A 21,871-nucleotide genomic window follows, 5' to 3' on the forward strand; every position below is an offset into this window, starting at 1 on the left:
GTTCAGGCCGCTTTCGCGGGCTCCTCGACGTTCTCGCGAGCCGGATTGTTCGGGTGCGTGGTCCAGTTCGCGTATTCACCGGCATCGACGCGTTCCATCGTGATGCACTGCTCGACGGGACACACGTGCATGCACAGGTTGCAGCCGACGCATTGCGCATCCACCACTTCGAAATGACGCTTGCCGTCCTTCTCCTTCAGGATTGCCTGATGCGACGTGTCCTCGCACGCGATATGGCACAGTCCGCACTTGATGCACTTGTCCTGATCGATGCGCGCCTTGATGTCGTACTTCAGATTCAGGTACTTCCAGTCGGTGACGTTCTGCACGGCGCGGCCGCGAATGTCGTCGAGGCTCGCGTAGCCCTTCTCGTCCATCCAGTTCGAAAGGCCATCGGCCAGATCGGTGACGATGCGAAAGCCATAATGCATCGCCGCCGTGCACACCTGCACGCTGCCTGCGCCGAGCACCATGAACTCGGCCGCATCGCGCCACGACGAAATGCCGCCGATGCCCGAGATCGGCAGATCGGGAGTCTCGGGATCGCGCGCGATCTCCGCGACCATGTTGAGCGCGATCGGCTTCACGGCCGGTCCGCAATAGCCGCCGTGCGTGCCTTTGCCGTCGACGGTCGGCATCGGCGCCATCTGGTCGAGGTCGACGGCGACGATCGAGTTGATCGTGTTGATGAGCGACACGCCGTCCGCCCCGCCCTTGAACGCGGCGCGCGAGCCCATGCGAATGTCGCTGATATTGGGCGTCAGCTTGACGAGGCACGGCAGCCTGGTGCCTTCCTTGACCCAGCGCGTCACCATCTCCACGTACTCGGGAACCTGCCCCACGGCAGCGCCCATTCCGCGTTCGCTCATGCCGTGCGGGCAGCCGAAGTTGAGTTCGACTGCATCCGCGCCCGTGTCCTCCACTTGCGTCAGAATCCACTTCCAGTCTTTCTCGTTGCACGGAACCATCAGTGAAACGATCAATGCGCGATCGGGCCAGTCGCGTTTCACTTGCGCGATCTCGCGAAGATTCACGTCGAGCGGCCGATCGGTGATCAACTCTATGTTGTTCAGCCCCGCCATGCGTTGCCCGTTCCATTGCACGGCGCCGTAGCGCGAGCTCACGTTCACCACATGCGGATCGAGCCCGAGCGTCTTCCACACGACGCCGCCCCAGCCCGCCTCGAACGCGCGGTTGACGTTGTAGGCCTTGTCGGTAGGCGGCGCAGAAGCGAGCCAGAAGGGATTCGGCGACGAGATGCCGGCGATGTTGCAGCGAAGATCGGCCATGTTCGTGTCTCCTCTTCGAATCAGGCGGCTTTGATTGCAGTCAGCTCGAACGACGCGTCGATCGACGCGGCCGCGAGCTTGCCGTCCTGCACGGCCTGCACGGTGAGATCGAGCCCTTCGTGGGTGGCGCAATCGCCGCCGGCCCAAACTTTGGCGAGCGTCGTCTGCCGATTCTCGTCGGTCACGATGCGCCCGCCGTCGAGCGTCAGCAGTTCGCGCCCGATGCCCACAGGCACGAGCGTCTGACCGATCGCCTTCAGGACCATGTCGGCTTCGATCACCAAGCGCTCGGCGTCGCGCTGGAATTCGACGCCTGTTACCTGACCGTTCTCGCCGATCAGACGCACGGGCTGCGCATGCGTGACGATGTGTACGCCATTGCTTTGCGCGAACTCGCGCTCGGCCCATGTCGCGCTCATATTCTCGACGCCGCGCCGGTAAGCCATCGTCACAGTCGTCGCGCCGAGCTTGCGGCTTTGCACACACGCATCGACGGCCGTATTGCCGCCGCCGATCACGACCACTCGACGGCCGACCGGCACGCTCGCGAGGTCATCGGCCTGACGCACCTGTTCGATGAAATCGACCGCGTTCATCACGCCGTTCAGCGACTCGCCTTCGAGCGCCAATTCGCGCACGCCTGCGAGCCCCAACGCGATAAACACCGCGTCGTATTGCTTGCGCAACTCGTCGAGCGTGAAGTCGCGTCCGAGCGCCTGACCGGTGCGGATCTCGATGCCGCCTATCGAATAAAGCCACTCGATCTCGCGCTGCGCGTAGTCGTCGACCGTCTTGTAGGCGGCGATGCCGTACTCGTTGAGACCGCCCGGCTTGTTGCGCGCATCCATAATCACGGCGCGATGTCCCGCGAGCGCCAGTCGATAGGCGCACGCGAGCCCCGCCGGTCCCGCGCCGACAATCGCAATGCGCCTTCCGGTTTCCGGCGCGCGGCTGAACAACGCAACGTCTTTCGACATCGCCCAGTCGGTCGCGTGACGTTGCAATGCGCCGATCTGCACGGGCTCGTCGCCCGGATGATTGCGCACGCAACTGCCTTCGCAGAGAATCTCGGTCGGGCACACGCGCGCGCACATGCCGCCGAGCGGATTGGCCGAGAGAATGTCGGACGCCGCGCCCTTCAGATTGCCGTTGCCGATCTTGCGGATAAAGCCGGGTATGTCGATGCGCGTCGGACACGCTTGCACGCATGGCGCGTCATAGCAGTAGTGACAGCGGCTCGCGGCGGCGGCCGCAGCGGTCGCGTCGAGCAGCGGCGCGACGTCCGAGAATTCGCACGCGAGACGTTCGTGCGTCTGACGATGGCTCGCGATATCGCCGATGGTCTTCATGGTCATGCGCGTTCCTTGTCGAAGGCGTGACGGTGCCTTCCGTCCGCAGGGCGAGCGGACGGCCGGAAGTAATCAACGAGAAAAAGGCGCGGCTCAGGGAGCCGGTTCGGATGCGCGTTCGAGCATCGCGTGCAGCAGCACGTTCGCGCCCGCTTCGATCCACTCCTGCGTAGCGTCTTCTATTTCGTTATGACTGATGCCGTCGACGCACGGCACGAACACCATCGATGTGGGCGCGACCTGCGCGAGATAGCACGCATCATGGCCCGCGCCCGAGACCATGTCCCAGTGCGAGTAGCCGAAGCGTTGCGCTGCCGCGCGCACCGATGCCACGCAGGCCGCATCGAACTTGACTGGTTCGTAGTAGAAGATCTGTTCGAGCTCGGTTTGCAAGCCGATCTCGCCCGCGATGCGCGCGACGCCTTCGCGCAAGGCGGCATCCATGCGCGCGAGCACGGCATCGTCGGGATGACGGAAATCGACGGTGAAGAACACGCGGCCGGGAATCACGTTGCGCGAGTTCGGATGCACCTGCATCATGCCGACCGTCGCGCACGCGAGCGGCGCATGGTCGAGACCGATGCGGTTGACGAGATCGACCACGCGCGAGGCGCCGAGCAGCGCGTCCTTGCGGCGCGGCATCGGCGTGGGGCCGGCGTGCGCTTCCTGTCCCGTCAGGGTGATTTCATACCAGCGCTGGCCTTGCGCATCGGTGACGACGCCGATCGTCTTGTCTTCGGCTTCGAGGATCGGCCCTTGTTCGATATGCAGTTCGAACGCCGCATGCAGCTTGCGGCCGCCGCACGGAACATCGCCCGCATAGCCGATACGCGCGAGTTCCTCGCCGATGGTCTTGCCGTCGACGTCCTTGCGCGAAAGCCCGTAATCCAGCGGGAAAACGCCCGCGAACACGCCGGATGCGACCATCGCGGGCGCGAAACGCGAGCCCTCTTCGTTGGTCCAGATGACCACTTCGATCGGATGCTCGGTCTCGATGCCGCGATCGTTCAGCGTGCGGATCACTTCGAGCCCGCCGAGCACGCCGTAGATGCCGTCGAAACGACCGCCCGTAGGCTGAGAGTCGGCATGCGAGCCGGTCACGACCGGCAATGCATCCAGATTGCGGCCCGCCCGTCGCATGAACACGTTGCCCATCTGATCGACGTGCACCGTGCAGCCCTCCGCCTTCGCCCAACTGACGATGAGATCGCGGCCCTCGCGATCGAGATCGGTGAGCGCGAGGCGGCAGACCCCGCCCTTCGGCGTCGCGCCGATCTTGGCCATCGTCATCAGGCTTTCCCACAACCGCGCGCCGTTGACGCGGATGGACGTGTCGAGACCGGACTCCGTAATTGCCTCCGTTAGGACGTTCATGCGCCTCGCTCCTTGCGATGGAACTTCGTATGTGAGTGACCTCGGTTCGTGCGCGTCGAGCGCTTGCAGTGCGTGATCGCACCCGCGCGGTGCACGACTCTTCGTTCTACGATGGATCACGCAAAGAGCGGGCGTCGCCGATCACCGCCGCGCTCTTCGAATCCTGTCCGGTTGGACAGGTTTTAGCCGATTAAAATAAGCAAATCAACGTATTTTGTGTGCGGGCAAACACGGAGGCGTAAAAGCGATAACCATGCCATTGCGTCGCAGCATCGATGCATACGGGGTTTCCCCATGCTTTCGACGCGATGCAGCGCGGCGTGCACGAACGGCGCGATTCAGGCACGATGCGGCACAGACGGCACCAGAGTGCGACGATGAGACACGACGAAGCCACGAACGGCATCACCGGAAACGAAGAGGCGGCGCCACCCTTGCGGCGACGCCGCGCGCAGATTCGCGAAAGCAACGAGGTGCATCTGCTTGCGTGTGCGGAGGCGGTCTTCGCCGAGAAAGGATTAGAAGGCGCGAGCACGGCGATGATCGCCGAGCGCGCCGGATTGCCGAAGGCCAATCTGCATTACTACTTTCCGACGAAGCTCGCGCTCTATCGCCGCGTGCTGGAAGACATATTCGAGGACTGGCATCGCGCGGCGGATACCTTCGAGTGCAGCGACGACCCGGTGGAAGCGATCGGCGGTTATGTGCGCGCGAAAATGGAGTTGTCGAGAAGACGGCCGCTCGGCTCGAAGGTGTGGGCGAGCGAAATCATTCACGGCGCGCACCACATGCAGGACATCCTCAGCGAGCGTGTGAAGCCGTGGCTCGATACGCGTGTGACGGTCATCGAAAGCTGGATTGCGCGCGGCCTGCTCGCGCCGGTCGAGGCGGACACGTTCATGTTCATGATCTGGGCGATCACGCAGCATTACGCCGACTTCGATGCGCAGATTCGCGCGCTGAAAGGCAAGCGGGCGCTGACGCAAAAAGCCTTCGATGAACAGACCGAAGAAGTCGTGCGGCTCGTCATTCGCGCGTGTGGGGCAGTGTCGCCGCGGGCCGTCGACGCGGCCATTCTGTAAGCCTCCATCTTAAGGACGTACGCTGTCGTCGCAAGTCACGACCAGCCCTTCAGCCGCAACGTCGCCCGCACCAGCCGCTGCTCCTCCTGTTCGATTTCCATGAAGCTCTCGCGCACGCTGCGGATATGCTGGCTTGCGGCGCGACGTGCCTGCTCGGGCAACTGGCCCACCACCGCGTTGTACAACCGCGCGTGTTGCCGGTCGATCACGCGTTTATGCGGCTCTCGATGATAGAGGTTGTTCACCGAGGCGAAGACGGAACTCAGCATGAGATCCGTAAGCATCCCTAATGTATGAACGAGCACCGGATTGTGCGACGCCTCGCAGATTGCGAGGTGAAACGCGTGGTCCAGCCGCGCGTGCGTCGAGGCGTCCGTCTCCTGCGACTGCGCGGCCACCATCTCTTCGTAACGGCGCTTGATGAGGATATGGTCGGCGGGCGTCCCGCGCGATGCCGCGAGCCGCGCCGACTCCGCCTCCAGCATCTCGCGCACTTCGAGAAGATCGTAGAGCGTACGCGGCTGCGAGCCGAGCAGATGCATCATCGGCGTCTGCGCAGGCTCGGCCGTCAGCTTCGCCACGACTGAGCCCTTGCCTTGCGCGGTTTCGATCAAGCCGCGCGCACGCAAGATTCTGAGTCCTTCGCGAAGGGCTGTGCGCGAAACGCCGAGCTTTTCGGTGAGACGGCGTTCCGACGGCAGGGCCTGGCCCTCCTTGAGCACGCCGTCGACGATCAGGCGTTCGATGCGCTCGACGACGACATCCGCAAGATTGCGCTTGTCCGATTCCATGGCGTTTTCGCAGCTCCGGCACTGGTATGACCAGCTGCAATGCTAACACGGGCACCGAGCGGCACAATGCGTCGCTCGTTCTGGCATGCTGCACGACGTGGATCAAGCAATAGCACGCTCAAAAAAACTGGTCATACCAGTGCGGAATCTGTCGACAACCCGGCTTCGGACCGCAAGAATCTTAGAAAAAATTGAAGACGACGGGCGTCGCAACGAACGCCCTCTGCTCGGAGACACCGCATGACTTACGCCTACGACGAAAAGATCGACGGGCCGCTCGCGAATCACGACAAGGCTGCGATCGTGCGCGATCTGCAAGCCCTGCTGCCCGGACTCCAGCTTCTGCACGACAGGGAAGACTTGCGCCCCTTCGAGTGCGACGGCCTTTCCGCGTACCGCACGACGCCCATGCTCGTCGCGCTTCCCGCAACGGTCGAAGAAGTGCAGGCGCTGCTCGCTTATGCATCGGCGAAACAGATACCGGTGGTCGCGCGCGGTGCGGGCACCGGTCTTTCCGGCGGCGCATTGCCGCTGGAAAAAGGCATCCTGCTCGTGATGGCGCGCTTCAACCGAATTCTCGAAATCGACGCCGAAGCCGGCATCGCGCGCGTGCAGCCGGGCGTGCGCAATCTCGCGATATCGCAGGCGGCGGCGCCTCACGGACTGTATTACGCGCCCGACCCTTCTTCGCAGATCGCGTGCTCGATCGGCGGCAACGTCGCGGAAAATGCCGGCGGCGTGCATTGCCTCAAGTACGGACTCACGGTTCACAACGTCCTCGAGGTGGAGATCGTGACGATCGACGGCGAACGCGTGACGCTCGGCTCCGAGGCACTCGATTCGCCGGGCTTCGACATGCTCGCGCTCATCACGGGTTCGGAGGGCATGCTGGGCGTCGTGGTCGAGGTGACGGTCAAGCTGCTGACCAAGCCGCAGAGCGCGAAGGTGCTGCTCGCGAGCTTCGACGATGTCGAACGCGCGGGCGACGCGGTTGCGCAGATCATCGCGGCAGGCGTGATTCCGGGCGGTCTGGAGATGATGGACAACCTCGCGATCCGCGCGGCCGAGGACTTCATCCACGCGGGCTACCCGGTGGACGCCGAGGCGCTTCTGCTCTGCGAGGTGGATGGCGTGGAGTCCGACGTGCACGAAGACTGCGAACGCGTCGAGGCGCTGCTGCGCGCGGCGGGCGCCACCGACATCCGGCTCGCGGCGAACGAAGCGGAGCGTCAGCGCTTCTGGGCGGGCCGCAAGAACGCGTTCCCCGCCGTGGGCCGCATTTCCCCCGACTACTACTGCATGGACGGCACCATTCCGCGCCGGGAACTGTCGCGCGTGCTGCGCGGCATTGCGGCGCTGTCGCAGGAATATGGCCTGCGCGTGGCGAACGTTTTCCATGCGGGCGACGGCAACATGCATCCGCTGATTCTTTTCGATGCGAACGCGCCCGGCGAGACGGAGCGCGCCGAAACCATCGGCGCGCGCATTCTGGAACTGTGCGTGGAAGTGGGCGGCAGCATCACCGGCGAGCACGGCGTCGGACGCGAGAAGATCAACCAGATGTGCGCGCAGTTCAACGCGGACGAATTGACCTTCTTTCACGCAGTCAAGGCGGCCTTCGATCCGGCCGGTTTGCTCAACCCCGGCAAGAACGTGCCGACGCTGCATCGCTGCGCCGAATTCGGCGCGATGCACGTGCATCACGGGGCACTGCCCTTCCCCGAACTGGAGCGATTCTGATGCGCCGCGATTCCATGTCCATCGACGACAGCGCGCGTCTCGTCGACGAAGTGCGGCACGCGATCGCGCGTAAAGAGCCGGTCTCCATCCGCGGTGCGTCAAGCAAGGCATGCCTCGCGCGCGCTGTCGAGAGCGGTGCGCGAACGCTCGACACGCGCTCGCATCGCGGCATCGTCAGCTACGATCCGAGCGAACTCGTCATCACCGCCCGCGCGGGCACGCCGCTCGCCGAGCTCAACGCCGTGCTCGACGACGCCAGCCAGATGCTCCCGTGCGAGCCGCCCATGTACGGCGGCGAGGCGACCGTCGGCGGCGCGGTCGCTGCCGGCCTTGCCGGACCGCGCCGCCCGTGGTCGGGTTCCGTGCGCGACTTCGTGCTCGGCTGCCGCGTGGTGACGGGCGAGGGCAAGCATCTGCGCTTCGGCGGCCAGGTGATGAAGAACGTCGCGGGCTTCGATGTTTCGCGCCTCATGAGCGGCAGCTTCGGTTGTTTGGGCGTCCTAACGGAGGTCTCGCTCAAGGTGCTGCCGAAGCCGCGTGCCTGCGCCAGTCTCGCCATCGCGATGAGCGCGAGCGAGGCCATGCAGGAACTGAGTGCGTGGCGGCGCGCGGCGCTGCCTCTGTCCGGCGCGTGCTTCGTCGATGGCGCGCTGCATGTGCGGCTCGAAGGCGGCACGGGATCGGTGCGGGCCGCGGTCGACCGCATCGGAGGAGAGCCGCTCGATGCGCGCTTCTGGGACGATCTGCGCGATCAGCGGCTCGCCTTCTTCGACGATCCGCGTCCGCTCTGGCGTGTCTCCTTGCCGAATGCGACGCCGCTCATCGATCTTCCCGGCGCGGTGCTGCTCGACTGGGCAGGCGCGCAACGCTGGCTGAAGAGCGATGCGAGCGCGTCCGGGATCCGCGCCATCGCCAGCGCAGCCGGCGGCCATGCAACCTGCTTCACGCCGCATCGCGATGCCGAGCCTTTCCATCCCCTTCCCGCGCAACTGATGCGCCTGCACCGTCAACTCAAAACGCGACTCGACCCGCACGGCATCTTCAATCCGGGCCGTATGTACGCGGACTATTGAAACCCGGCGCAGCCGACATTCAAGACATGCAAACTAATCTCAGCAATCAGGCGCTCACGCTGCCGCGCGCGAAAGAAGCCGAAGACATTCTCCGCACGTGTGTGCACTGCGGCTTCTGCAACGCGACCTGCCCGACGTATCAACTGCTCGGCAACGAACTCGACGGCCCGCGCGGACGCATCTATCTCATCAAGCAGATGCTCGAAGGCGAGCCGATCAGCGACAAGACGCAACTGCACCTGGACCGCTGCCTCAGCTGCCGCAACTGCGAAACGACGTGCCCATCGGGCGTCAAGTATCACGCGTTGCTGGATATCGGCCGCGACGTGCTCGACGGGCGCGTCGAGCGTCCCATCGCGCAACGCGTGATGCGCGCGGGTCTCAGACATGTGATTCCGCGCCCGCGCGCCTTCGGTGCATTGCTGAAGGCAGGTCGGCTGATGCGCGGCGCATTGCCTGCGGCGATCGGCGACAAGATTCCGCGTGCCGTCGAGAGTGCGGGCGTGCGCCCGCCGTTGCGTCATGCGCGGCGCATGCTGATACTTGAAGGCTGCGCGCAGCAGTCGCTCTCGCCGAACACGAATGCGGCGACCGCGCGCGTGCTCGATCGCTTGGGCATAAGCATCGAAGCGGTGTCGGAAGCCGGGTGCTGCGGCGCCGTCGACTATCACCTCGACGCGCAGGCCGCAGGGCTCGACCGCGCCCGGCGCAACATAGACGCGTGGTGGCCGAAGATCGAGGCAGGCGCCGACGCCATCATTCAGACGGCAAGCGGTTGCGGCGCGTTCATCAAGGAATACGGTCATCTTCTGCGCGACGACGCTGCCTATGCGGACAAGGCGCGTCGCGTGAGCGAGCTTGCGCGCGATATCAGCGAAGTGCTTGCCGCGTTGCCGCTCGAACGCCTGTCTGTCAAGCCCGAGAAGCGCGTCGCGTTCCATTGCCCGTGCACGCTGCAGCACGCGCAGAAGCTCGGCGGCTCGGTTGAAGGCGTGCTGGCGCGGCTCGGCTTCGCGCTCACGAGCGTCCCCGATGCGCATCTGTGCTGCGGCTCCGCGGGGACGTATGCCTTCACGCAGCCGGAACTGTCGCGCCAGCTTCGCGACAACAAGCTCGACGCCCTCGAAAGCGGCAAGCCCGACGTTATCGCGACGGCGAACATCGGCTGTCAGACACACCTCGGCGGCGCGGGCCGCACGACGGTTCGTCACTGGATCGAGATCGTCGACGAAGCCATTTCATGAGCCGCGAATCACAGTATTGAACACTGACAGAGAGACTGGAGACAATGGTAACGACCACCCGACCCGACAAGGATGCGCATGCGCTCGCCACCGAAGCGCGCGCGTATTCGAAAGCCGCATGGCGGCTCTTGCCCTTCCTCTTTTTATGCTACGTCGCGGCCTATCTGGATCGCGTGAACGTCGGTTTCGCCAAGCTGCAGATGCTGAGCGACCTCGCGTTCAGCGAAACCGTGTACGGCTTAGGCGCAGGCATATTTTTCATCGGCTACTTTTTGTTCGAAGTGCCAAGCAATATCATCATGCATCGCGTGGGCGCCCGGGTCTGGATCGCGCGAATCATGATCACATGGGCCATCATCTCCGCGGTGTCGCTTTTCGTGAAGACGCCGACCATGTTCTATGTCATGCGCTTCTTGCTGGGCGTGGCCGAAGCCGGCTTCTTTCCCGGCATCGTGCTGTATCTGACGTACTGGTTCCCGGCCGCGCGGCGCTCGCGCATGAACGCCATGTTCATGATGGGCATTCCGGTGGCCGGCGTCGTGGGCGGACCGCTCTCGGGCTGGATCATGGCGACGTTCGGGGGCGTAGGCGGCTGGTCGAACTGGCAGTGGTTCTTCTTGCTCGAAGCGATCCCGTCCGCGGTGCTCGGCATCGTCACGCTGGCCTGCCTGCCGAACAACATCCGCGCGGCGAAGTGGCTGACCGAAGACGAAAAGCGCGTGCTGGAAGCGAACATTCAGCGCGACGATGCAGGCAAGACCCACGGCTCGCTCGCCGGCGTCCTCGCCGACCTGCGCATCTGGAAGATGGCTTTGATCTACTTCTGCTGCATGATGGGACTCTATGGCATCAGCTTTTACTTGCCGACTCTCGTCAAGGCGACGGGCGTGGAAAGCGCGCTCGAAGTCGGCATGCTGACGGCCGTTCCCTACGCGTGCGCCGTGGCGAGCATGTTCTTCGTCGCGCGCAGCTCGGACCGCACGGGCGAGCGCCGCTGGCACTTCGCCATTCCTGCGGCGCTTGCGGAAATCGGGCTCTTCGTCAGCACGCAGATGACGGGCAACATTCCCGTCGCGATGCTCGCGCTCACGGTCGGTACCGCCGGCATGCTCGCGACCATGCCGGTGTTCTGGACCTATCCCAGCGCCATTCTCGCGGGCGGATCGGCAGCGGCAGCCATCGGCATGATCAACTCCATCGGCAATCTGGCCGGCTTTGCGAGCGCGTCGATCATCGGCTGGCTGAAGGACATCACGCATAGCACGAACGCCGGCATCTACTGCGTATCGGGTGCGCTTATCTTCGGCGCCGTGCTCGCCCTTCTGGGAACAGGTCGCGCGATAACCGCTTCGCGGCGAGTCGCAGGGTAAGCGTTGACCAACGTACGATGCGGCGCCGCGCATGAGTTCGGCGCCTCTCGTTCACGACGCTGCGCCCGTCTGTTTCCATGAACCCCGACTCAACATGCCGCCGGGTAAGAGGTATGCTCGACGAAGCGGTATCGAACCTTTCCACGACGAGATAATTAAATGCAGACGAAACCCGTGATGTCCATCGACGACGTGACCACCGTTCTCTCCGCTGCGCGGGCCGAGGCAGACAAGCAAAACTGGCCTGTCGCCATCGCAGTGGTCGACGACGGCGGACACTTGCTCGGCCTGTTGCGTCTCGACGGTTGCGCACCGATTGGCGCCGAGATTTCGATAGGCAAGGCGCGTACTGCAGCCTTGGGCCGCCGTGAATCCAAGGCGTACGAAAACATGGTCAACGGCGGACGCACCGCCTTCACGACCGCCCCTATCGTGACAGCTTTGGAGGGCGGCGTTCCCCTGTTATCGCAAGGTCATGTCGTCGGCGCAATCGGCGTTTCCGGGATGAAGCCGGCCGAAGACTCGTGCGTCGCGAAAGCCGGTGCCGCCGCGCTCGCGTAGATTGTCGGGTGCAAAAGCGCTCTATCGTTCCATTCGGCCAAGATCGCGACGAAAAAAGGCCCGCGCGGGGGGACGGGCGGGCCGAGATCCACGTCCGAGAGAGAGGGGAAGGACGCGGAGGAGACAACCTATAGTTGCAATCGTCATACCTGAAGCACTGGCTGCGGTCAGCCAGGCGAAGGCGCTTAGTTGGGTGCCGAGAACTCGGCCCGCGCGCCATTGAATTGAAGAATCGGCGGCGAATTGAGCGCTGCAACGATCGAAGAAATTACAACGACAATTGCCGGGCGGAGAAAACCGTGCGCGGCAACGAAAACGCAGGTGTCTCCAGCGACTGTTAGAATCGGCCCTTATATCTCAGGTATACGCACATGGGCTTTGAACAACTCGCCGCTTTGAAACAGCAGCTCGCGCAACAGGCAAAAAGTACCCGCACGCAGAAGCCGCCCAAGAAGCAGGCTACGCGCGAGGACCGTGCGCCACGCAAGACCGCCGGTGCGCCGGTCGACGACGTCGTGCACACCATCGGGAAGCTGCAGAAGCGTTTTCCGAACGCCTTTCCGAAGAACCCCGCGCCCAAGGTGCCGCTAAAGGTAGGCATCCTCAAGGATCTTCTCGCTGAAAGAGCGGACCTTTCTCTCTCCGAACAAGAGCTGAAGGACGCAATCAAAGTCTGGTGCCGTGGGAACCGGTACTGGAGCAGCCTTGTCGAAGGTGCGCCGAGAGTGGACCTGACGGGTCAGCCGACTGGGCAAGTATCTTCCGCAGACGCGGGTCGCGCGCGCCAGTTGCAGGCGAGAAGATCGGCACGCCCCACCCCGCCGGCTCCGAGTTCCGAAACGCCGGGCGCGTGAGGCCGGCTTCGCGGATTCCATGCATTCGCAAGGGCAAGGCCACGCGAAGCTGAACGGCCGTGCGCGCCCGACTCGAGGCAAGCAATCGAGGCAAGCAATCCAGCGGTTCCTCAAGAACCAGGGCAATCTCAATCTGCGCCCGATTCAAGGACGACCACACTGCGAGGTTCTACGCGGCACGTGTCACGCTCTGTCCGCGCTAATTCCTTGTCCGGGACAATGTCGAGCGGTGATTCGGCCCACGTATCGACAATGCGGTGCCAGCTTCCGCTGCCAAGGCCAGGAAGCGCGACGATACGCGCATCGTCATTCATGTTCAGCACGATATGCAGCATGGCTTCTTCCGCTGATTGACCCGCGAGCGTGAACGCGACGAGGCGCGCACCAGGGTCATGCCACGGCGGCTCGCCGAGCCGCTCGCCGTGCCAGGCGACGTCCGGTTCAGAGCAGCCCTTCGCGGGCCGGCCGGTCAGGAAGCGACGACGGCGCAGGCTCGCGTGACGTTTGCGCAGCGCAATCATTTCCCGAACGAAGCGCGACATGGCGAGCGCGTCGCTCGACATGCGCCAGTCCATCCATGAAAGCTCGTTGTCCTGGCAGAACGCGTTGTTGTTGCCGCGCTGGGTACGCAGGCTTTCGTCGCCTGCGAGAATCATGGGTACGCCCTGACTCAAAAGCAGGATCGCCATGAAGTTGCGCGCCTGCGAGAGACGCAGACGCATGATCGAGCGATCTTGCGTCTCGCCTTCTACGCCGCAATTCCACGACAAGTTGTCGTTCGTGCCGTCGCGGTTGTCCTCGCCGTTCGCCTCGTTGTGCTTGGTGTCATAGCTCACCAGGTCGAGCAGGGTGAAGCCGTCGTGACACGTCACGAAGTTGATGCTACTGGCAGGCAGCCGCCCATCCGCTTCATAGAGATCCGCGCTTCCCGCCATGCATGTGCATACTTGCCCGACGAGGCCCGGATCGCCGCGCACGAAGCGTCGTATCACGTCACGGTAGCGTCCGTTCCACTCCGCCCATGCCATGCCGGGAAAAGCGCCGACGTGATAGAGCCCCCCGGCGTCCCACGCTTCGGCGATCAAAGGCACACGCGAGAGCACCTCCGACGATTCGATCGCCCAAGGCAACGGCGGGTTGCTCAGCAGCGCGCCGCCCTCGCCGCGCGTGAAGACGCTCGCGAGATCGAACCGGAAACCATCCACGCCGAGGTCGCGCACCCAGTACTCGAGGCATCGCAAGATGAAGGCGGATACCAGCGGGTGATTGCAATTGATCGTGTTGCCGCAGCCCGTGTAATCGCGGTAACGCCCGGCATCGGCGGGATCGACGTGATAGAAGATCTCGTTGGCGAGCACCTTGAAGTTGATCACCGGCCCCGTTACGCCCGCCTCCGCCGTGTGATTGAACACCACGTCCAGCAATACGCGAATGCCCGCCGCGTGCATGGCGTCGATGAGCGCGCGAAATTCCTGCGGCGCCCGAGCCGGTTCCACGCAGTAGCCCGAGTGCGGACTATGGAAGCCATGCGTGCTGTAACCCCAATAGTTGGTGAGTCCTCTCGCAGCCGCCGTGCGCGGGACGTCCTGCTCGTCGAAGGCCATCACGGGAAGCAGCTCGACGTGGGTGACACCAAGCTCCTTCAAATAGGGGATTTTCTCGATCAGCGCAGCGAAGGTGCCGGGATTGCGGACATTGCTCGACCGATGCCGCGTAAAGCCGGCTACGTGCAACTCGTAGATGATGGCGTCGTCGAGCGTGCGAACGTCACTGTCGTAGGTCGTCTCCAGCGGCTCCGTGACGATGGCTCTGATGCATGCGTTAGACGGTCCTTGCGCTTCGCTCGCCTGTTGCCGGTCCCAGAAGCGCTCGCTCACCGCGCGCGCGTTCGGATCGAGCAGTTCCTTGCGGCTGGCGGCTTCGTCGTCCATCTGCGGCATGCCGTGCGGACCGTGGGCACGCCACGTATAGCAACAGTGAACGGGAAGGTCTTCGACGAAGACATGCCAGAAGTAGAACGTTCTGTTTTCCTCGCGGACGAGCGGGATGATCTGAAACGGCTCGACGCTGTCCGTCGATGCGTAAAGACGCAGCTCCATGCCCGTCGCGTGGCGGCAGAACACGCAGAAGTTGACGCCGCCCGGCGAGACGGTCGCGCCGACGGGAAAACGCGAACCCGGCTGCACGCGGTAGCGGCGTGCGCTTTCGATGTTAGCCTTGAGCAAGGTCGACTCTCACTGCCGCAGTATTCCAGATGCGCTCGCAGTATTCGCGAATCGCCCGGTCCGATGAGAACTTGCCCGACTGCGCCGTGTTCATGATCGACATGCGCGTCCATTGCCTGACGTCGCGCCATGCGTCGCTCACGCGCTCCTGGCAAGCAGCGTAATCCGCGAAGTCGGCCAGCACGAGGAAAGGATCGGAGTGCATGAGGTTGTCGATTAGCGGCCGAAACACGTTAGTGTCCCCGCCCGAGAAGCGCCCTTGCGCGATCTGGTCCAGCGCGTCGCGCAACTCGTCGTTCGAATCCACGTATTCCGCAGGACGATAACCCGCGCGCTTTGTTTCCTCGACCTGCTGGGCGGTCAGTCCGAAAAGGAAGAAGTTGTCCGCGCCCGCCTCTTCGCGAATCTCCACGTTGGCCCCGTCGAGCGTGCCGATCGTTACCGCTCCGTTCATCATGAACTTCATGTTGCCGGTGCCCGACGCTTCTTTCCCCGCCGTGGATATCTGCTCCGACAGGTCGGCTGCCGGATAAATCCACTGGCCGTTCTTCACGTTGAAGTCGGGATAAAACACCACTTTCAACCGGTCCCTGATGGCGGCATCGTTGTTCACCACTTCCGCAATGCCCGTAATCAACCGGATAATGAGTTTGGCCATTGCGTAGCCCGGCGCGGCCTTGCCTCCGAAAATGAAGCAGCGCGGCGCGCAAGCAAGATCCGGGTTCGCGCATAACCGGCGGTACAAGCTGATGATGTAGAGCGCATTCAGATGCTGGCGCTTGTATTCGTGTATCCGCTTGACCTGTATGTCGAAGAGCGCGTCGGGATCGACCACGATGCATGTCACGTTCCGGATGCGGTCGGCAAGCGCCGCTTTATTGGTGCGCCTTATCGAACGCCATGCGCCATGGAATTCGCCATCGTCGGCGAGCGCCGCGAGTGCGCGAAGTCTCGACAGATCCGTGGTCCATCCGTCGCCGATGGTCGTATCCAGAAGACGCGCGAGACCCGGGTTGCTCAGCAGCAGAAACCGGCGGGGTGTCACGCCGTTGGTCACATTGAGGAAACGCTCCGGGAACATGTCGGCGAAATCGCGCATCACGGTCTGTTTCAACAGCTCTGAATGCAGCGCGGCGACGCCGTTGACCGCATGGCTGCCGACCGTGGCGAGATGCGCCATGCGCACTTTCTTCTCGCCGGTTTCGTCGATCAGCGACATCCGCACAACGCGCGCTTCGTCGCCCGGAAAGGCGCGGCGCACATCGCTCAGGAAGCGGCTATTTATTTCATAGATGATTTCGAGCGCACGCGGCAGCATGCTCTGAAAAAGCGGTAAGCCCCACGTTTCCAGTGCTTCGGGCAACAAGGTATGGTTCGTATAGGCGAACGTGCGCTGTGTGATGTCCCACGCCGTATCCCACGCGAGCCCGTGCACGTCCAGCAGCAGACGCATCAACTCGGCTACCGCGATGGACGGGTGCGTATCGTTGAGTTGTGCGGCGAACAGATCGGGGAAATGCTCGATGGACGTGCCCTTGTATTCCATGAGCCACAGCATGTTCTGCAGCGAACAGGACACGAAGAAGTACTGCTGGGCGAGCCGAAGGCGCTTACCTATTTCGGGCTCGTCGTTCGGATACAGCACCTTCGATATGGTTTCGGACAAGACCTTTTCCTGCACCGCCTCATAATACTGGCCCGCGTTGAAGTCTTCGAAATCGAATGACTCCACGGCCTCGCTCTTCCACAAGCGCAGCAGATTGCAGGTGCCCACGCGATAGCCTTGCACCGGGAAATCGCACGCAACGCCTTTCACCTGCCGCGCCGGTATCCAGGTGACGCGCAGACGGCCCTGCTCGTCGGTCCGCTGCGTGGTGTATCCGCCGAAGCCGACGTAGTGACACACGTCCGGTCGCACGATCTCCCATGGGTTGCCGTTCTGTAGCCACTTGTCGGTGACCTCGACTTGCCAGCCTCCCCGTATCTCCTGATCGAAAATGCCGAATTCATAGCGGATGCCGTACCCGAGCGCCGGTACCTCCAGCGTCGAAAGGGAATCCATGTAACACGCGGCCAGCCGCCCTAGTCCACCGTTGCCGAGCCCAGGCTCCTCCTCGATGGAGAGCAGCGCATCGAGGTTCTGGCCGAGCGAAGTCATCGCTTCTCGCGCTTCGTCCTGCATGCCCAGACTCAGCAGGTTGTTACCGAGCTGCGGACCGATAAGGAATTCCGCCGACAGGTAACAGGCGATCTTCACGTCTCTCGCGGCGTAGATCTTCGTCGACGCGGCCCAGCGCGCCAGCATCCGGTCCCTGACGCTGTAGGCAAGCGCCATATACCAGTCTTGCGCGGTGGCAATGTCGGGATAGCGCGCTTGCCGGCAGATCAGATTCCTGACGACGTCATGCAGCAGGGAAGAGCCGGCAACGTCACTCGCTGCCGTCCGGATGCGGCAGGCTACATCTGCCACGGGAGCATTGTTCATCATCGCCTCCTCGCCTTGCATATCGTCGAAAGGACATGTGAAGAGACGCAGACTTCACGGCCTTTCCCCGCGCGTCGCATATGCGCGTGCCGTTCGTGGACACGCGCAGTTCGCGGCATTCACTCCAGCGTGAGCACGACGCGGCCGTCCACCTTCCCGCTTTTCAGATCGGCGATGACGGAATTGATGTTCTCCAGCCGGTCACGACGAATGTGCGCGCGCACCTTGCCTTCGGCGGCGAAGTCGAGTGCTTCCTGAAGGTCGCGCCGCGTGCCGACGATAGAGCCGCGCACCGTGATGCCGTTCAGCACAGTCGAGAAGATGGGCAGCGGAAAGTCGCCCGGCGGCAGGCCGTTCAGCGAGACCGTGCCGCCCCGGCGCACCATGCCGAGCGCCTGCGCGAACGCGCCGCGCGACACGGCCGTGACCAGCACGCCATGCACCCCGCCGATCTCCTTCTGGATGACGGCGGCGGGATCATCGACGGATGCATCGATTGCCAGCTTCGCCCCGAGATCGCGCGCCAGAGCGAGCTTGCCCGGTTCGACATCCACCGCGACCACATGCAGTCCCATCGCGATGGCGTATTGCACCGCCACATGCCCGAGCCCGCCGATGCCGGAAATGGCGAGCCATTGTCCGGGCCGCGTGTCCGTCACGCGAATCCCCTTGTAGACGGTCACGCCCGCGCACAGGATCGGCGCGATGTGATCGAAGGCGACTTGCTTCGGCAGATGGCCGACATAGTTGGGATCGGCGAGCACGTATTCCGCATAGCCGCCGTTGACCGAGTAGCCCGTGTTCTTCTGCGCATGGCAAAGCGTTTCCCAGCCGGAGAGGCAATGCTCGCAATAACCGCACGCTGTATAAAGCCACGGCACGCCGACGCGGTCGCCTTCCTTCACGTGCGTAACGTCCGCCCCGGCGGCGGCCACGTAACCGACGCCTTCATGACCCGGAATGAACGGCAGCGCGGGCTTCACGGGCCAGTCGCCGTCGGCTGCGTGGATATCCGTATGACAGACACCGGACGCGGCGATCTTCACGAGTATCTCATTGCGGCCCGGCGTCGGAACCGGCACTTCTTCGATGCGCAAAGGTTCGCCGAACGCGTGAACGACTGCAGCTTTCATCGACCTGCTCATGAACCACTCCCCTGGACGGTGTGAGGCGACTCGTGCGACGAGGCGCCGAATGAGCGGTCAGTATGCGCGGCTGAATCGTGCGGCCTTTGACTCACGTCAAGCGAAGCGCGGGACAGGATGCCGGCGTGGCATTGCGGGTCGAATCCGGGGTGATTGGTGTGTGGGGGCGCAAATCCGTGTCGACGATGTCATACGCGCACGCCGACAGCACGCAGCCGAGCCCCCGCCGCAATGCCGCTGCAGCGCGAAAGGCGCTTCAGCCAAGCACTGGGGTCTTCCGCCTGCCCGCGCCGTGCTCATAGGCGTAGGCGAGGCCCAGCAGCGCCGCTTCGTCCCACTGGCGACCCACGAAAATAAGCCCGAACGGCGAGCCGGACGCGTAGTAACCCGCAGGCACCGCGATGCCCGGCAAGCCCGCAATGTTGATCTCTCCCACCGTCGTCTCCTGAATGGTGTCCTTTCCGTGCAACGGCGGAAGCTCGCACCTCATCTGCGGAAAGACGAGGGCATCGAGTCGCTGCTCGTCGAACACGCGCTCGAAGATGCGCAGATAACGCGCCTTCAGTTCGATGAATTCGGGCATCTCCGGCGGCAGCGACGGATTCGCCAGCGCGGCCTCGAAATCCGCCAGGCTGTGCATGAAGTTCAACACGCCGTTCGGTGCGAAAGCGTCTTCGTCTTTCGTGGCCTCCGCGAATTCCGCGAAGCTCTTGATCGACGCGTGCTTGCCGAGACGCTCCAGATACTTCTCGACGTCGTAGGGGATGGATTCGAGACCGCGCGCGTCGAAATTGCGCAGCGGCGGAGTCGTCCTGCGCAGTTCGGCAAAGCCGGACCCTTGGAAAGGATCGTCGATCAGCGTCGCGCCGAGCGATGCCAGCTCGCCCTTCACGCGCTCGTACAGCGCCGCGGCCTCGTCGGAAAGCGGCTGGTCGCGCCAGCCGGGACCATAGAGACCGATGCGCTTGCCCTTCAGCGCATCAGGGTCGAGCGCCGACGCATAGCCGCCTTCCGGTTGCCGGCCGACGCCAGCGAGCGTCTTCGGGTCTTCGCTCGTGTAACCGGCGATCACGTCGAGACACAGCGCCGCATCTTTCACGTTGCGCGCGATCGGCCCGACCACGTCGCGATTGCCCGACAGCGGCATCACGCCCGCGTTCGGCACGAGCCCAATGGTCGGCTTGATGCCGACGAGGTCCTGCGCCGATGCGGGGTTCTGGATGGACCCGCCGGTCTCCTCGGCGAGTCCGAGCACCGCCATGCCCGAGGCCACCGCCGCCGCCGTTCCCGCGCTGCTGCCGCCCGGCACGCGGTCGGGCATCGCGACATTGATCGTCGGACCCGCCCAGCTATCGTTCGCATGCGATCCGGTGTGACTTAGAATAGGAACGTTCGTCTTGCCGAGCAGAACCGCGCCCGCGCGGCGCATGCGCGCGACAACCGGCGCGTCGCGCTCGGGCATCAGGTCGATGCCGCCCGTCTTGCTGTACAGCTTCGACCATCCCGCCGTGGTCGGAAAGCCGACCATGTCCATCGGGTCCTTGATGACGACCGGCACGCCCGCGAGCGGCCCCAATGCTTCGCCGGCGGCGCGCCGCTCGTCGATCCTGCGCGCATCGTCGATCGCGGCGGGATTCAGGAAGATCAGCGCGTTATACCTGTCGTTATGACGTTCGATCCAGTCGAAGCAGGCGCGCGCCAGTTCTTCCGCGGTGAACCGGCCGGTGCTGAATCCGTCCTGCACGGCATCGACCGTGAGGGTCGCGAGATCCACGTCGATTGCGCTGCGTTTTTCCATTCGATGCTCCCGTTGAGTTGATTGATTCCTCAGAGCTGGACGCCGCGTGTAAGCGCGCCGTCGACGACGATGTTCGCGCCGCTCACGAAGCTCGCTGCCGGACTGGCGACGAACGCCACTGCATTGGCGATCTCCTGCGGCCGCGCCATACGGCCGGTCGGATTCAACGCCAGCGCCCGTTCGAACAGCGCCGGATCGTTATGCTCGATCCAGTCCCACACGCCGCCTTCGAAGTACACATTGCCCGGCGAGACCGTGTTCGCGCGAATGCCCTTCGAGGCGAGTTGATTCGCGAGCCCCTGCATGTAGTGCACGATTGCGGCCTTGAAGACGCCATAAGGTCCGGCCGCGAAGTCGATCTCGCGTGCCGACACGCTCGATATGGCGACGATCGACGCCGCCTTGCTCCCGGTGAGATAAGGCATGGCGGCATCGACGAGATTGACCGTGCCGAGCAGATCGGTTTCGAACTCCTTGCGCCACGATTCGAGGTCGTTGCCGATGGCAAGCGCGCTCACGTTGGCCACGACGATATCCAGCCCGCCCCACTCCGCGCCGACACGTTCGACCCACGCCTTCAGCGCGGCGCCATCGGAGACATCGACGGCGGCACCCGACGCCCGCGCGCCGCTCAGTTCGGATAGCGCGCTCGCCGTCGCCGCGACGCTCGCTTCGTCGCGCGCGCAGATGGCCACATCGGCGCCCTCGGCAGCCAGCGTCCGCGCAATCGCGAGACCGATGCCCTTGGTGCCGCCGGTCACGATCGCTTTCAAGCCCTTCAGTTGCAGGTCCATGTTCGCCGCTCCTAAATGTGTCGATGAATGGGCGGCGCGACGCGTTCAATCCCTGTCGCGCCCGTCCTCCGAATCCAGCCCGCGCGCGATCTGCAACACTTCGCCCGCCTGAATGACCGAATGACAGATGTCGTCGATGGTCACGCGCTTTTCCATTGCCTGGGCGCGCAGCATGTCGTAAGCCTCGCGCTCGCTCACGCGATGCATGGTCATCAAGATGCTCTTGGCTTCCTGCAAGTGCCGGCTGTCGAGCAGTTTCTGTTCGAGCCTCGCAATGCGTTGCGTATGTTGACGCGCGCGCTTCGCGTGATAGAGCGCCATCACCACGGTAGACAGCAGGCCGGAGGCGCGAATCGGCGTGGTGACGATGCCGTCCGATCCCATCTTGATCGCCTGATCGATGAACGTCGGGTTCTCGTATGCCACCACGCAGATGACGGGCGGCGCATCCGGCCCGCACCACTCGCCCTTCGGCGCGCGCTCTTCGGGCAGCAACGCCCGAAACACGAGATCGGTCTTCTCGGGCAGCGTGTCGGTGGGCGGCCAGCATCGCTCGACCTGAAAGCCCATGCGCCGCAGATGATTCGTGAGCGTCAGTCCGTCGTCGTCGTCCGGATGAAAAACGACAACGCGAGCATTGCGCTCGAGAATCGAACCCGTGAGGCTTCGCTGACCTCTGTCTGTTCGCGCGCTCACG

The 21,871-nt window shown here is 63.7% G+C and carries 17 protein-coding genes; 7 read left to right on the forward strand and 10 right to left on the reverse strand.

Features of this window, described 5'->3' with window-relative positions:
• Positions 1–2: 2 nt before the first annotated feature.
• From preA to NCR35_RS26645, 3 genes are all read right to left on the reverse strand, one after another.
• Positions 3–1,289 (reverse strand): NAD-dependent dihydropyrimidine dehydrogenase subunit PreA, encoded by a 1,287-nt coding sequence (preA, locus tag NCR35_RS26635; RefSeq protein ID WP_250536910.1) that lies wholly within the window; start codon positions 1,287–1,289, stop codon positions 3–5.
• A gap of 20 nt (positions 1,290–1,309) precedes the next feature.
• On the reverse strand, positions 1,310–2,644 hold the full coding sequence (locus tag NCR35_RS26640) for an NAD(P)-dependent oxidoreductase (protein WP_250536911.1): 1,335 nt from the start codon (positions 2,642–2,644) through the stop codon (positions 1,310–1,312).
• Between the two features lie 87 nt (positions 2,645–2,731).
• The gene (locus tag NCR35_RS26645) at positions 2,732–4,012 is read right to left on the reverse strand and encodes a Zn-dependent hydrolase (protein WP_250536912.1); all 1,281 of its coding nucleotides are present in this window, start codon (positions 4,010–4,012) and stop codon (positions 2,732–2,734) included.
• A gap of 377 nt (positions 4,013–4,389) precedes the next feature.
• Between NCR35_RS26645 and NCR35_RS26650 the strand changes: the two genes are divergently transcribed.
• Positions 4,390–5,094, forward strand: coding sequence for a TetR/AcrR family transcriptional regulator (locus tag NCR35_RS26650; protein ID WP_250536913.1), 705 nt, complete (start codon positions 4,390–4,392; stop codon positions 5,092–5,094).
• Between the two features lie 35 nt (positions 5,095–5,129).
• Here NCR35_RS26650 and glcC read toward each other — a convergent pair whose 3' ends face one another.
• A complete protein-coding gene (gene glcC, locus NCR35_RS26655; RefSeq protein WP_250536914.1) occupies positions 5,130–5,885 on the reverse strand; it encodes a transcriptional regulator GlcC in 756 nt (251 codons plus the stop codon).
• A gap of 240 nt (positions 5,886–6,125) precedes the next feature.
• On the opposite strand from glcC, the gene glcD reads away from it, so the two are divergent.
• The 6 genes from glcD to NCR35_RS26685 all read left to right on the forward strand — a co-directional run bounded on the left by glcD (position 6,126) and on the right by NCR35_RS26685 (position 12,727).
• Positions 6,126–7,625 carry a glycolate oxidase subunit GlcD gene (gene glcD, locus NCR35_RS26660; protein ID WP_250536915.1) on the forward strand — a complete coding sequence of 500 codons (1,500 nt, stop codon included), beginning with the start codon at positions 6,126–6,128 and terminating at the stop codon, positions 7,623–7,625.
• On the forward strand, positions 7,625–8,698 hold the full coding sequence (glcE, locus tag NCR35_RS26665) for a glycolate oxidase subunit GlcE (RefSeq protein ID WP_250536916.1): 1,074 nt from the start codon (positions 7,625–7,627) through the stop codon (positions 8,696–8,698). The genes glcD and glcE overlap by 1 nt, the downstream gene beginning before the upstream one ends.
• Positions 8,699–8,724: 26 nt before the next feature.
• Entirely contained in the window at positions 8,725–9,942 is a 1,218-nt protein-coding gene (gene glcF / locus NCR35_RS26670; protein ID WP_250536917.1) for a glycolate oxidase subunit GlcF, read from the forward strand.
• A 44-nt stretch (positions 9,943–9,986) separates the two neighbouring features.
• Positions 9,987–11,312, forward strand: a complete 1,326-nt coding sequence (locus NCR35_RS26675; RefSeq protein WP_250536918.1) for an MFS transporter — start codon at positions 9,987–9,989, stop codon at positions 11,310–11,312.
• A gap of 159 nt (positions 11,313–11,471) precedes the next feature.
• Entirely contained in the window at positions 11,472–11,873 is a 402-nt protein-coding gene (locus NCR35_RS26680) for a heme-binding protein (protein ID WP_250536919.1), read from the forward strand.
• A gap of 371 nt (positions 11,874–12,244) precedes the next feature.
• A complete protein-coding gene (locus tag NCR35_RS26685; RefSeq protein ID WP_250536920.1) occupies positions 12,245–12,727 on the forward strand; it encodes a ProQ/FinO family protein in 483 nt (160 codons plus the stop codon).
• Positions 12,728–12,855: 128 nt separating this feature from the next.
• Here NCR35_RS26685 and NCR35_RS26690 read toward each other — a convergent pair whose 3' ends face one another.
• The 6 genes from NCR35_RS26690 to NCR35_RS26715 form a co-directional block, all read right to left on the reverse strand.
• On the reverse strand, positions 12,856–14,952 hold the full coding sequence (locus NCR35_RS26690) for a glycogen debranching protein (RefSeq protein ID WP_250536921.1): 2,097 nt from the start codon (positions 14,950–14,952) through the stop codon (positions 12,856–12,858).
• Positions 14,939–17,437: a glycogen/starch/alpha-glucan phosphorylase gene (locus NCR35_RS26695; RefSeq protein WP_250536922.1), complete on the reverse strand. Its 2,499-nt coding sequence runs from the start codon at positions 17,435–17,437 to the stop codon at positions 14,939–14,941. Before NCR35_RS26695 ends, NCR35_RS26690 begins: the two co-directional genes overlap by 14 nt.
• A 119-nt stretch (positions 17,438–17,556) precedes the next feature.
• Positions 17,557–18,582, reverse strand: a complete 1,026-nt coding sequence (adhP, locus tag NCR35_RS26700; RefSeq protein WP_250536923.1) for an alcohol dehydrogenase AdhP — start codon at positions 18,580–18,582, stop codon at positions 17,557–17,559.
• Positions 18,583–18,838: 256 nt separating this feature from the next.
• Positions 18,839–20,380, reverse strand: a complete 1,542-nt coding sequence (locus tag NCR35_RS26705; RefSeq protein WP_250536924.1) for an amidase — start codon at positions 20,378–20,380, stop codon at positions 18,839–18,841.
• 29 nt (positions 20,381–20,409) lie between these two features.
• A complete protein-coding gene (locus tag NCR35_RS26710; RefSeq protein ID WP_250536925.1) occupies positions 20,410–21,174 on the reverse strand; it encodes an SDR family NAD(P)-dependent oxidoreductase in 765 nt (254 codons plus the stop codon).
• 45 nt (positions 21,175–21,219) lie between these two features.
• Entirely contained in the window at positions 21,220–21,870 is a 651-nt protein-coding gene (locus tag NCR35_RS26715) for an ANTAR domain-containing response regulator (RefSeq protein ID WP_244851578.1), read from the reverse strand.
• Position 21,871 lies beyond the last annotated feature (1 nt).

This window comes from Caballeronia sp. AZ10_KS36 (assembly GCF_023631105.1).
GTDB lineage: Bacteria > Pseudomonadota > Gammaproteobacteria > Burkholderiales > Burkholderiaceae > Caballeronia.

Bases quoted from the DNA above. Each gene is read 5' to 3' on its own strand.
- preA (WP_250536910.1), bottom strand. From the start codon at position 1,289: ATGGCCGATCTTCGCTGCAACATCGCCGGCATCTCGTCGCCGAATCCC.
- NCR35_RS26640 (WP_250536911.1), bottom strand. From the start codon at position 2,644: ATGACCATGAAGACCATCGGCGATATCGCGAGCCATCGTCAGACGCAC.
- NCR35_RS26645 (WP_250536912.1), bottom strand. From the start codon at position 4,012: ATGAACGTCCTAACGGAGGCAATTACGGAGTCCGGTCTCGACACGTCC.
- NCR35_RS26650 (WP_250536913.1), top strand. From the start codon at position 4,390: ATGAGACACGACGAAGCCACGAACGGCATCACCGGAAACGAAGAGGCG.
- glcC (WP_250536914.1), bottom strand. From the start codon at position 5,885: ATGGAATCGGACAAGCGCAATCTTGCGGATGTCGTCGTCGAGCGCATC.
- glcD (WP_250536915.1), top strand. From the start codon at position 6,126: ATGACTTACGCCTACGACGAAAAGATCGACGGGCCGCTCGCGAATCAC.
- glcE (WP_250536916.1), top strand. From the start codon at position 7,625: ATGCGCCGCGATTCCATGTCCATCGACGACAGCGCGCGTCTCGTCGAC.
- glcF (WP_250536917.1), top strand. From the start codon at position 8,725: ATGCAAACTAATCTCAGCAATCAGGCGCTCACGCTGCCGCGCGCGAAA.
- NCR35_RS26675 (WP_250536918.1), top strand. From the start codon at position 9,987: ATGGTAACGACCACCCGACCCGACAAGGATGCGCATGCGCTCGCCACC.
- NCR35_RS26680 (WP_250536919.1), top strand. From the start codon at position 11,472: ATGCAGACGAAACCCGTGATGTCCATCGACGACGTGACCACCGTTCTC.
- NCR35_RS26685 (WP_250536920.1), top strand. From the start codon at position 12,245: ATGGGCTTTGAACAACTCGCCGCTTTGAAACAGCAGCTCGCGCAACAG.
- NCR35_RS26695 (WP_250536922.1), bottom strand. From the start codon at position 17,437: ATGAACAATGCTCCCGTGGCAGATGTAGCCTGCCGCATCCGGACGGCA.
- adhP (WP_250536923.1), bottom strand. From the start codon at position 18,582: ATGAGCAGGTCGATGAAAGCTGCAGTCGTTCACGCGTTCGGCGAACCT.
- NCR35_RS26705 (WP_250536924.1), bottom strand. From the start codon at position 20,380: ATGGAAAAACGCAGCGCAATCGACGTGGATCTCGCGACCCTCACGGTC.
- NCR35_RS26710 (WP_250536925.1), bottom strand. From the start codon at position 21,174: ATGGACCTGCAACTGAAGGGCTTGAAAGCGATCGTGACCGGCGGCACC.